Annotated in this window: 6 protein-coding genes; all 6 read left to right on the top strand. The window is 62.7% G+C overall.

All coding sequences use genetic code 11. The features are described from left to right. Nucleotides 1-88 precede the first annotated feature (88 nt). The 6 genes from tpx (at nucleotide 89) to IB241_RS18180 (ending at nucleotide 12,286) form a co-directional block, all read left to right on the top strand. Nucleotides 89-589, top strand: a complete 501-nt coding sequence (tpx, locus tag IB241_RS18205; protein ID WP_192299616.1) for a thiol peroxidase — start codon at nucleotides 89-91, stop codon at nucleotides 587-589. Nucleotides 590-821: 232 nt separating this feature from the next. After that, on the top strand, nucleotides 822-2,126 hold the full coding sequence (locus IB241_RS18200) for an MdtA/MuxA family multidrug efflux RND transporter periplasmic adaptor subunit (RefSeq protein WP_192299615.1): 1,305 nt from the start codon (nucleotides 822-824) through the stop codon (nucleotides 2,124-2,126). Beyond that, a complete protein-coding gene (locus tag IB241_RS18195; RefSeq protein ID WP_192299614.1) occupies nucleotides 2,123-5,224 on the top strand; it encodes an MdtB/MuxB family multidrug efflux RND transporter permease subunit in 3,102 nt (1,033 codons plus the stop codon). The genes IB241_RS18200 and IB241_RS18195 overlap by 4 nt, the downstream gene beginning before the upstream one ends. Next, nucleotides 5,221-8,328 (top strand): efflux RND transporter permease subunit, encoded by a 3,108-nt coding sequence (locus IB241_RS18190; RefSeq protein WP_192299613.1) that lies wholly within the window; start codon nucleotides 5,221-5,223, stop codon nucleotides 8,326-8,328. Before IB241_RS18195 ends, IB241_RS18190 begins: the two co-directional genes overlap by 4 nt. After that, entirely contained in the window at nucleotides 8,325-9,794 is a 1,470-nt protein-coding gene (locus IB241_RS18185; RefSeq protein WP_192299612.1) for an efflux transporter outer membrane subunit, read from the top strand. Before IB241_RS18190 ends, IB241_RS18185 begins: the two co-directional genes overlap by 4 nt. A gap of 395 nt (nucleotides 9,795-10,189) precedes the next feature. After that, the gene (locus tag IB241_RS18180) at nucleotides 10,190-12,286 is read left to right on the top strand and encodes a putative bifunctional diguanylate cyclase/phosphodiesterase (RefSeq protein WP_192299611.1); all 2,097 of its coding nucleotides are present in this window, start codon (nucleotides 10,190-10,192) and stop codon (nucleotides 12,284-12,286) included. The last annotated feature ends 53 nt before the right edge of the window (nucleotides 12,287-12,339 follow it).

The raw sequence follows: 12,339 nt of genomic DNA, 5'->3' as shown, positions 1-12,339 counted from the left end.
TGTGTCTGGCGGTAGGTAGCCACCGCGCTTTGTGGTTAACTTCGGCCTCTCGAATTCGTTTAACCCAAATAGCATAAGGATTCCGTTCATGGCTCAAGTCACCCTCCGTGGTAACCCTGTCCAGGTTGAAGGCCAATTGCCGCAAGTTGGCACCCAGGCGCCCGACTTCACCCTGACTGCCGGCGATCTGTCGGATGCAACCCTGGCGACCTTTGCCGGCAAGCGCAAAGTGCTGAACATCTTCCCAAGCGTCGACACCCCGACCTGCGCGACCTCGGTGCGCAAGTTCAACGCCCAGGCCAACGAGCTGAACAACGCCGTTGTCCTGTGCATCTCCACCGACCTGCCGTTCGCCCAGGCGCGCTTCTGCGGCTCCGAAGGCCTGGAAAACGTGAAGAACCTGTCGGACTTCCGTGACGCGGCGTTCGCCGTTGGCTACGGTGTCGCGATTGCTGATGGCCCGCTGAAAGGCCTGACCGCTCGCGCTGTCGTGGTACTGGACGAAAACGATAACGTGCTGCATAGCGAACTGGTCGCCGAAATCGGCCAAGAGCCAAACTACGATGCAGCCCTGGCTGTATTGAAGTAACTGTTTCGGCGCATTGCTGTCGCTTGACAGTAACACGCGTGCTACATGATTGCGGCCTGGCCTAGTCCAGGCCGTTTTCATTTAAGGGTCAACCGCTTAGCCGAATTAGCGGATGGACTAAAGTCAGAAGTCAAAAGTTGTAAGCCCAAGGTAAATAGCCGGTAAAGGCGCTTCTCTAAACGCGCTCCAGTGCTTATCTTTCAGCCTCCCGAAGAAGAAGCTCTCGCGCCCAATGGTTGATCAATCCATGCAATCCTCCCCCCGTAAGTCCCGCCGCTGGCTGTTCGGCCTGCTCGTGCTGCTGGTCATCGCCGGCCTGTGCTGGAAATTCTGGCCCGCCAGCCACAAGGACGCCGCCGCACAGGCGCCGGCCGGGCGTGCTGGCAAGTCGGGGATGATGCGCCCGGGCTTTGGTGGTTCCACGGGGCCGATCCCGGTGCGTGTCGCGCCTGCGGTAGTCGGTGATTTCCCGGTGTATTACAAGGCGCTGGGGACCGTGACGGCGCTCAACACCATCAATGTGCGCAGCCGGGTGGGCGGCGAGCTGATCAAGATCGCCTTTGAAGAAGGGCAGATGGTCAAGGCCGGCGACCTGCTGGCAGAGATCGACCCGCGCAGCTACCAGAACGCCTTGCTCCAGGCCCAGGGCACGCTGCTGCAAAACCAGGCGCAGTTGAAGAACGCCCAGGTGGATGTGGAGCGTTATCGCGGCCTGTATGCCCAGGACAGTATCGCCAAGCAGACCCTGGACACCGCTGAAGCGCTGGTCCTGCAATACCAGGGCACGGTCAAGACCAACCAGGGCGCGGTGGACGACGCCAAGCTCAACCTTGAATTCACCAAGATCCGTGCGCCTATCGGTGGTCGTGTCGGCCTGCGCCAGGTCGATGTGGGCAACCTGGTAGCGGCCAATGACACCACGTCGCTGGCGGTGATCACCCAGACCCAGCCGATCAACGTGGCCTTCACCCTGCCGGAAAACACCCTCGACACGGTGCTCGCCCGCTATCACGCCGGCAACAAGCTGCCGGTGGAAGCCTGGGACCGTGGCGACGTCAAGAAGCAGGCGGTCGGCGTGCTGCAAAGCCTCGACAACCAGATCGACGTCACCACCGGCACCCTGAAGTTCAAGGGCCGTTTCGATAACAAGGACCAGGCGCTGTTTCCCAACCAGTTCGTCAATGTGCACTTGCTCGCCGACACCCTGCACAACGTTGTGCTGGCGCCGTCCGCGGCGATCCAGTTCGGCAACAACGGCACCTTTGTCTACAAGCTCGATGGCGACAAGAAGGTCAAGATCCAGCCGCTGGTGGTCGGTGACACCGATGGCGACAACACCGTGATCAAGCAAGGCCTGGTGGCGGGTGACCGCGTGGTACTGGAAGGCACCGACCGCTTGAAGGACGGCAGTGAAATCGAAGTGGTCAACGACAGCAGCGAAGTGTTGACCACCCCGACCGAACACCTGCAAGGCAAGCCTGCGGCGAAAGGGGAGACCGGCACCACCGCCGGCAAGGCGCAAAAGGTCGGTTCATGAACCTGTCGCGGCTGTTTATTCTTCGCCCGGTCGCCACCACGCTGAGCATGCTGGCCATTGTGTTGGCCGGCATCATCGCGTATCGCCTGCTGCCGGTTTCGGCGCTGCCCCAGGTGGATTACCCGACCATCCGCGTGATGACCCTGTACCCCGGCGCCAGTCCGGACGTGATGACCAGTGCCGTCACCGCGCCTTTGGAGCGCCAGTTCGGCCAGATGCCCGGCCTCACGCAGATGGCGTCCACCAGTTCCGGTGGTGCGTCGGTGCTGACCCTGCGCTTCAACCTCGACGTCAACATGGACGTCGCCGAGCAACAGGTGCAGGCCGCGATCAACGCCGCTACCAACCTGTTGCCCAAGGACTTGCCCGCGCCGCCGGTGTACAACAAGGTCAACCCGGCGGATACCCCGGTGCTGACCCTGGCCGTCACCTCCAAGACCATGCTGCTGCCCAAGCTCAACGACCTGGTCGACACCCGCATGGCGCAGAAAATCGCGCAGATCAGTGGCGTCGGCATGGTCAGTATTGCCGGCGGCCAGCGCCAGGCCGTGCGTATCAAGGTCAACCCCGAGGCCCTGGCGGCCAACGGCTTGAACCTGTCGGACGTGCGCACCCTGATCGCTGCCTCCAACGTCAACCAGCCCAAGGGCAACTTCGACGGCCCGACCCGCGTGTCGATGCTTGACGCCAACGACCAGTTGGTCTCGCCCCAGCAATATGCCGAGTTGATCCTGGCGTACAACAATGGCGCGCCGTTGCGCCTGAAGGACGTCGCACAGATCGTCGACGGCGCCGAAAACGAACGCCTCGCTGCCTGGGCCAACGAAAACCAGGCCGTGCTGCTCAATATCCAGCGCCAACCTGGCGCCAACGTGATTGAAGTGGTCGACCGCATCAAGGCGCTGCTGCCAAGCATCACCGACAACCTGCCGGCCGGCCTCGATGTGCTCGTGCTGACCGACCGCACCCAGACCATCCGCGCCTCGGTCACTGACGTACAACACGAATTACTCATCGCCATCGCCCTGGTGGTAATGGTGACCTTCCTGTTCCTGCGTCGGTTCAGCGCGACGATCATCCCGTCCATCGCCGTGCCGCTGTCGCTGGTGGGCACGTTTGGGGTGATGTACCTGGCCGGTTTCTCCATCAACAACCTGACGTTGATGGCCCTGACCATCGCCACCGGGTTTGTGGTGGACGATGCCATCGTGATGTTGGAGAACATCTCGCGCTATATCGAAGAGGGCGAGACCCCGCTGGCGGCCGCACTCAAGGGCGCCAAGCAGATTGGCTTCACCCTGATCTCCCTGACCCTGTCGCTGATCGCGGTATTGATCCCGTTGCTGTTCATGGCCGACGTAGTGGGGCGCTTGTTCCGCGAATTTGCCATCACCCTGGCGGTGGCGATCCTGATTTCCCTGGTGGTGTCCCTGACCCTGACGCCGATGATGTGCGCGCGCCTGCTCAAGCGTGAACCCAAGGAAGAGGAACAGGGCCGCTTCTACAAGGCCAGCGGCGCATGGATCGATTGGATGATCGAAGCCTACGGCCGCAAGTTGCAGTGGGTGCTCAAGCACCAGCCGCTGACCCTGCTGGTGGCCATCGCCACCCTGGGCCTGACCGTGTTCCTGTACCTGGTGGTGCCCAAGGGCTTTTTCCCGGTGCAGGACACCGGTGTGATCCAGGGCATTTCCGAAGCGCCGCAGTCGATTTCCTTTGCGGCCATGAGCCAGCGCCAGCAGGCGTTGGCCAAGGTCATCCTGGCCGACCCGGCGGTGCAAAGCCTGTCTTCCTATATCGGCGTGGATGGCGACAACGCGACCCTCAACAGCGGTCGCCTGCTGATCAACCTCAAGCCCCACGGCCAGCGCGACTTGAGTGCGGCCGAGGTGATCACCCGCCTGCAACCGCAAATCGACAAGCTTGTGGGCATCCGCCTGTACATGCAGCCGGTGCAGGACCTGACCATCGAAGACCGCGTGAGCCGTACCCAGTACCAGTTCAGCATGTCGTCGCCAGACGCCGATTTGCTGGCGCTGTGGAGTGACAAGCTGGTGCATGCCTTGAGCCAGTTGCCGGAACTCACTGACGTCGCCAGCGACTTGCAGGACAAAGGCTTGCAGGTGTTTCTGGTGATCGACCGCGATGCGGCGTCGCGCCTGGGCGTGACGGTCTCTACCATCACCGACGCGCTGTATGACGCCTTCGGCCAGCGGCAGATTTCCACCATTTACACCCAGGCCAGCCAGTACCGCGTGGTGTTGCAGGCCCAGTCCGGCGAAACCCTCGGCCCGGACGCGCTGAACCAGATCCACGTGAAGACCACCGATGGCGGCCAGGTGCGCCTGTCCAGCCTGGCCCGGGTCGAGCAGCGCCAGGCGCAGTTGGCGATTGCCCATATCGGCCAGTTCCCGGCGGTGATGATGTCGTTCAACCTGGCCCCCGGCGTCGCGCTGGGCAAAGGCGTGGAACTGATCAACCAGACGCAGAAGGACATCGGCATGCCGGTGGGCGTGCAGACCCAGTTCCAGGGCGCGGCCCAGGCGTTCGAGGCGTCGCTGTCGAGCACCTTGCTGCTGATCCTGGCGGCGGTGGTGACCATGTACATCGTGCTTGGCGTGCTCTACGAGAGCTATATCCACCCGATCACCATTCTTTCCACCTTGCCGTCGGCGGCGGTGGGCGCTTTGCTCGCTTTGCTGCTCAGTGGCAATGACCTGGGCATGATCGCGATCATCGGCATCATTTTGCTGATCGGTATCGTGAAGAAGAACGCGATCATGATGATCGACTTCGCCCTCGACGCTGAGCGCAATCAAGGCCTGGACCCGCAGACCGCGATCTATCAGGCCGCGTTGCTGCGTTTCCGGCCGATCCTGATGACCACCCTGGCGGCCCTGTTTGGCGCGGTACCGTTGATGCTGGCCACCGGTTCCGGCGCAGAGTTGCGTCAGCCGTTGGGCCTGGTGATGGTCGGCGGCTTGTTGGTGAGCCAGGTATTGACCCTGTTCACCACGCCAGTGATCTACCTGTATTTCGACCGCCTTGGCCGTCGCTGGCGCAAAGAGCCGCAAAGCCTGGAGCCGGTTGAGTCATGAACCTGTCCGGACCTTTCATCCGCCGCCCCGTCGCCACCATGCTGTTGAGCCTGGCGATCATGCTGCTGGGCGGTGTGAGCTTCAACCTGTTGCCGGTGTCACCGCTGCCGCAGATCGACTTTCCGGTGATCGTGGTCTCGGCCAGCTTGCCCGGGGCCAGTCCCGAGGTGATGGCCTCCACCGTGGCGACGCCGCTGGAGCGCTCCTTCGGCGCAATTGCCGGCATCACCACCATGAGCAGCAGCTCCAGTCAGGGTTCGACGCGGGTGATCCTCGCGTTCGACTCCGACCGCGACATCAACGGCGCGGCGCGGGAAGTGCAGGCCGCGATCAACGCCTCGCGCAACCTGCTGCCCAGCGGTATGCGCAGCATGCCGACCTACAAGAAGATCAACCCGTCCCAGGCGCCGATCATGGTGCTGTCGCTGACCTCGGACGTGTTGCAGAAGGGCCAGTTGTACGACCTGGCCTCGACCATCCTGTCGCAAAGCCTGTCCCAGGTGCCGGGCGTGGGTGAAGTGCAGATCGGCGGCAGTTCCTTGCCCGCGGTGCGTATCGAACTCGAACCCAAGGCCCTGGATCAATACGGTGTGGCCCTGGACGATGTGCGCAACACCATCGCCAACGCCAACCAGCGGCGGCCCAAGGGCTCGCTGGAAGACAGCGAGCGCAACTGGCAGATCCAGGCCAACGACCAGTTGGAAAAAGCCAAGGACTACGAGCCGCTGCTGATCCGCTACCAGAATGGCGCGGCCTTGCGCCTGGGCGATGTGGCCAGGATCAGCGACGGCGTGGAAGACCGCTACAACAGCGGTTTCTTCAACAACGATGCGGCGGTGCTGCTGGTGATCAACCGCCAGTCCGGCGCCAACATCATCGAGACCGTCAGGCAGATCAAGGCGCAGTTGCCGGCGTTGCAGGCGGTGCTGCCGTCCAGCGTTAAATTGAACCTGGCCATGGATCGTTCGCCGGTGATCACCGCGACCCTGCATGAAGCCGAAATGACCCTGCTGATTGCCGTGGCCCTGGTGATCCTGGTGGTGTACCTGTTCCTCGGCAATTTCCGCGCCTCGCTGATTCCTACCCTGGCGGTGCCGGTGTCGCTGGTGGGCACCTTTGCGGTGATGTACCTGTTCGGTTTCTCGCTGAACAACTTCTCGCTGATGGCGCTGATCCTCGCCACCGGGCTGGTGGTGGACGATGCCATCGTGGTGCTGGAGAATATTTCCCGGCATATCGACGAGGGTGTGCCGCCGATGAAGGCGGCGTACCTGGGGGCCAAGGAGGTCGGCTTCACCTTGCTGTCGATGAACGTGTCGCTGGTGGCGGTGTTCCTGTCCATCCTGTTCATGGGCGGGATCGTCACCAACCTGTTCCGCGAGTTTTCCATCACCTTGTCGGCGGCGATCATCGTCTCGCTGGTGGTGTCGCTGACCCTGACCCCGATGCTCTGCGCGCGCTGGCTCAAGCCCCATGTCAAAGGCCAGCTGAGTGGGTTGCAGCGCTGGAGCCAGAAGGTCAATGACCGCATGGTCGCCGGCTACGCCACCAGCCTCGACTGGGCGTTGCGCCATCGCCGCCTGACGCTGCTCAGCCTGTTGATCACCGTGGGTGTGAACGTTGCGCTGTACGTGGTGGTGCCGAAGACCTTCATGCCGCAACAGGACACTGGGCAGTTGATCGGTTTTGTGCGCGGCGATGACGGGCTGTCGTTCAACGTGATGCAGCCGAAGATGGAGACCTTCCGGGTAGCGGTGCTCAAGGACCCGGCGGTACTCAGCGTGGCGGGCTTTATCGGCGGCAACAACGGCACCAATAACGCGGTGATGCTGGTGCGCCTCAAGCCGATCAGTGAACGCAAGGTCTCGGCCCAGGCGGTGATCGAGCGTCTGCGCAAGAACGTCCCGCTGGTGCCGGGCGGGCGCCTGTTCCTGATGGCTGACCAGGACCTGCAGTTCGGCGGCAGCCGCGACCAGACCAGCGCGCAGTATTCCTACATCCTGCAAAGCGGCGACCTGGCCGCGTTGCGCCTGTGGTATCCGAAAGTGGTCAGCGCCTTGCGCGAGCTGCCGGAACTCACCGCCATCGACGCCCGCGAGGGGCGTGGCGCGGCGCAGGTTACGCTGGTGGTCGACCGCGACCAGGCCAAGCGCCTGGGTATCGATATGAATATGGTCACCGCGGTGCTGAACAACGCCTACAGCCAGCGGCAGATTTCCACCATCTACGACAGCCTGAACCAGTATCAGGTGGTGATGGAGGTCAACCCGAAATACGCCCAGGACCCGATCACCCTCAACCAGATGCAGGTGATCACCTCCAGCGGGGCGCGGGTGCCGTTGTCGACCATCGCGCATTATGAGAACAGCCTGGCCGACGACCGTGTCAGCCACGAAGGCCAATTCGCTTCCGAGAACATTGCCTTCGACATGGCACCCGGGGTCACGGTCGAGCAGGGCACGGCGGCCATCGAGCGGGCGATCGCCAAGGTCGGTTTGCCGGAAGATGTGATCGCCAAGATGGCCGGTACCGCCGATGCGTTTGCGGCGACCCAGAAGGGCCAGCCGTTCATGATCCTCGGCGCGCTGGTGGCGGTGTACCTGGTGCTGGGCATTCTGTATGAAAGCTACATTCACCCGTTGACGATTCTTTCGACCTTGCCGTCGGCAGGTGTCGGCGCCATGCTCGCCATCTACCTGACGGGAGGCGAGTTCAGCCTGATCTCCCTGTTGGGCCTGTTCCTGTTGATTGGGGTGGTGAAGAAGAACGCGATCCTGATGATCGACCTGGCGTTGCAGCTGGAGCGCAATGACCGCATGGGGCCGCTCGAATCGATTCGCAGTGCCTGCCTGCTGCGTTTGCGGCCGATCCTGATGACCACCCTGGCCGCCATCCTCGGCGCCTTGCCGCTGCTGCTGGGTGCCGGCGATGGCGCGGAAATGCGCCGTCCCCTGGGCCTGACCATTATCGGCGGCCTGGTGTTCAGCCAGATCCTGACCCTTTACACCACCCCGGTGGTTTACCTCTATCTCGACCGCGCGCGCCACCGCTTCAACGCCTGGCGCGGCGTGCGTACCGATGCTGCCCTGGACACTGCGCTATGACCGATTCAACCTTTGCCCGATTGGCCCTGTTGCGGGGCTCCCGCGTGGCGAGCCTGGTGCTCTGCGGCGCGTTGCTCAGTGCCTGCGCCGTCGGTCCCGACTACAAGCGCCCGGACGTGGTCGAGCCGGCACAATTCAAGGAAGCCCAGGGTTGGCGCCAGGCGACCCCAAGCGACTCCTTGGCCCGTGGCGCCTGGTGGGAGTTGTACGGCGACCGCCAGCTCAATGAGCTGGTGCTGCGCCTGAACAGTGCCAACCAGACTGTGGCCCAGGCCGAAGCGCGCTTTCGTCAGGCCCAGGCGCTGGTGCGCAGTTCCCGTGGCGCGTTTTACCCCACGGTTGACCTGAGCGCCGGGAAAACCCGCGCCAGCCAGGGTACTGGCAGCAGCAGCGCGAGCCTGAGCAGTTCCAGCAGCGGTATCCGTGACACCCTCAATGCTCAATTGGGGGTGAGTTGGGAGGCGGACATCTGGGGTAAATTACGCCGTGGCCTGGAGGCCAACGAGGCCAGCGCCGAAGCCAGCTCGGCGGACCTGGCGGCGATGCGCCTGAGCCAGCAGTCGGAACTGGTACAAAGCTACCTGCAGTTGCGCGTCATGGACGAACAGACGCGCCTGCTGCAAGCGACCCTGGAGACCTATCAACGCTCCCTGCAAATGACCGAAAACCAATACCGCGCCGGTGTGTCCGGCAAGGACGCGGTGGCTCAGGCGCAAACCCAGCTCAAGTCGACACAGGCCAGCCTGATCGACCTGATCTGGCAGCGCGCCCAGCTGGAAAACGCCATCGCGGTGTTGATCGGCGAGGCTCCGGCCAACTTCAAGCTGGCGGTGAGCAATGATATTCCCGCGTTGCCGCAGATCCCGGTGAGCCTGCCGTCGCAGCTGCTGGAACGGCGCCCGGACATCGCCTCGGCCGAACGCGCGGTGATCGCCGCCAACGCCAATATCGGCGTGGCCAAGGCCGCCTATTATCCGGACCTGACCCTGAGCCTGGCCGGTGGTTACTCCAGCAGCACCTACGCCGACTGGATCAGCCTGCCGAACCGCTTCTGGTCGGTGGGGCCCAAACTCGCCATGACCCTGTTCGACGGCGGCCAGCGTTCGGCGGAAGTCGACCGCACCGTCGCCAGCTATGACGAGACCGTGGCCAAGTACCGCCAGACCGTGCTGGATGGTTTCCGCGAAGTGGAAAACTACATGGTCCAGCTCAAGGTGCTGGAAGACGAGGCGGTGGTCAGCAACGAGGCGCTGGAGGCCGCGCGTGAGTCGCTGCGCCTGACCCAGAACCAGTACAAGGCCGGGTTGATTGCCTACCTGGACGTGGTGCAAGTGCAAGCGACGGCCCTGAGCAATGAGCGCACCGTGCTGACCCTGTTGCAGACGCAACTGGTGGCGAGTGTGCAATTGATTGCGGCGTTGGGCGGCGGTTGGGACGGGAAAACCGCGTTTGACGCAAAGGATTAACCGCAAACATGGACTAAATGTGGGAGCTGGCTCGCGAATGCGGTGTGTCAGTCAACGGATTCATTGGCTGATCCAGCGCCTTCGCGGGCAAGCCCGCTCCCACAGTTGATGGGGGTTGATGGGGTGTCAGTGCTCTGCTGGATCGCCCAGACACTGCTAGTCTTCTGAGCGAGGCGGCGCTGTGGTTGAGGGGTTGCTCCTCAGCCATGGAATCTCCCACATCTGGTGTCAATCAGCCTCCGGATTCCGGGGTATTTGAGCCAGTAGTTTGGCGTCAAAAAGTCCATGATGGCCATGCGCTAATATTTCAACTGTCCAATAATCAATCTCGCTACAATCGCCGCCTTTGCCACCTGGCACGGGTTTTTTAAGGCCCGTCAGTCTTGAGAAGTCCCATGCTTATCGGTAGCTATTCCCCCTCGCTGGTCGTGATTTCTCTGCTCGTTGCGATCCTCGCTTCCTATACCGCGCTGGACCTGGCCGGGCGCATTGCGACCGCCAAGGGCCGTGCGGTCTTTTATTGGATGAGCGGTGGGGCCGTGGCAATGGGCGTGGGCGTGTGGTCCATGCATTTTATTGGCATGTTGGCGCTGCGCCTGCCGTTCGCCCTGGGTTTCGACGTGGGTATCACTGCGCTGTCGCTGCTGATCGCGGTGTTGTCCTGCGGCTTTGCGTTGTGGCTGGTCAACCAGTCACGCTTGCCCGCCTGGCAACTGACATTGGGTGCGCTGGTCATGGGCGCGGGCATCAGCAGCATGCACTACACCGGCATGGCCGCGATGCGCATGACCCCCGGCATCGACTACGACCCCACACTCTTCAGCGCCTCGTTGCTGATCGCGGTGGTGGCCTCCGGCGCAGCGTTGTGGATCGCCTTCCACCTGCGACGCAATACGCCTTACGTGCGTCTGATGCGCGGTGGCGCTGCCGTGATCATGGGGCTGGCCATCGTCGGTATGCATTACACCGGCATGGCGGCGGCGCAATTTGCCGACGAGAGTTACTGCGGCGCTGCGGTGTCGGGCCTCAGTGGCAAGGGCCTGGACAACCTGGTCGTGGTCACCAGCCTGGCGGTCCTGGTGATTGCCTTGCTCACCTCGGTGCTGGATGCCCGCCTGGAAGCGCGTACCTCGGTACTGGCCGACTCCCTGAGCCTGGCCAATCAGGAACTGACCCACCTGGCCCTGCACGACCCCCTGACCGGGCTGCCCAATCGCACGTTGCTCGCCGACCGTATCCAACAAGCGATGCAGGCGGTCAACGAAAAGGGCGGCTGCTTTGCCCTGATGTTTATCGACCTGGATGGGTTCAAGCCGGTCAACGATGCGTTCGGCCACCATATGGGCGACCAATTGCTGTACGAAGTCGGCCTGCGCCTGCGCGAAGACCTGCGCAGCCAGGACACCCTGGCGCGCATCGGCGGTGATGAATTTGTATTGCTGGTACGCCTGAGCCAGCCCGACGATGCGCTGCGCCTGGCCGAGCGCCAGGTGGGCCTGGTCAACCGCGCCTTCAAGGTTGCCGAGCATGAGCTGAAGATTTCCGCCAGCGTGGGCATTGCAATCTACCCCGGCAACGGCAGCAACCCCCAGGAACTGCTGATGAACGCCGACGCCGCGATGTACCACGCCAAAGGCATGGGCAAGAACGGCTACAGCTTCTTCGACGTGTCGATGAACACCAACGCGCGCAAGCAATTGCAGTTGTTGCAGGACCTGCGCAACGCCGTCGAGCAGCAACAGTTCCGTCTGTATTACCAGCCCAAGTTCGACGCGGTGACTGGCATCCCGGTCGGCGCCGAAGCGTTGTTGCGCTGGGAACACCCGCAACAAGGCCTGTTGCTACCGGCGACGTTTATCGAGCTGGCGGAAAAAACCGGGCTGATCATTCCTATCGGCGAATGGGTGCTCAATGAAGCCTGTCGCCAGATGCGCCTGTGGTACGTGCTGGGTTATGAAGACTGGCGTATCGCCGTGAACCTGTCGGCGCTGCAGTTCTGCCACGCCGGGCTGGTCAACAGCGTGGCCACGGCGCTTGAACGTCACCAGTTGCCGGCCAACAGCCTGACCCTGGAGATCACCGAAACCACCGCCATGAGTGATGCGGACGCGAGCATGACCGTGTTGCAGCAGCTCTCGGACATGGGCGTGGACTTGTCCATCGACGATTTCGGCACCGGCTATTCCAGCCTGATGTACCTCAAGCGCCTGCCGGCCAACGAGCTGAAGATCGACCGTGGTTTTGTGCGCGACCTTGAGCACGACGGCGACGACGCCGCCATTGTCTCGGCCATCGTTGCCCTCGGCCAGGCCCTGGGCTTGCGCATCGTCGCCGAAGGGGTGGAGACCGACATGCAGCAAACCTTCCTCACGCGGCTGGGCTGTAACTCGTTGCAGGGCTACCTGTTGGGCCATCCGTTGCCGGCGGAGCGGTTCATGGCCGATATCCAACGCGCGGAAGCGGCCGTTGCGCCTGACAAAAACCGTGTGTGACGGGTATTCTTGGGCCCAACCTTAAACATTCGGTTGAAACAGGAGATCACTCC

The organism is Pseudomonas sp. PDM05, assembly GCF_014851685.1.
Lineage (GTDB): Bacteria > Pseudomonadota > Gammaproteobacteria > Pseudomonadales > Pseudomonadaceae > Aquipseudomonas.
Note: the sequence above shows the minus strand (reverse complement) of the source record. Positions and strands in the feature narration are given on the sequence as shown.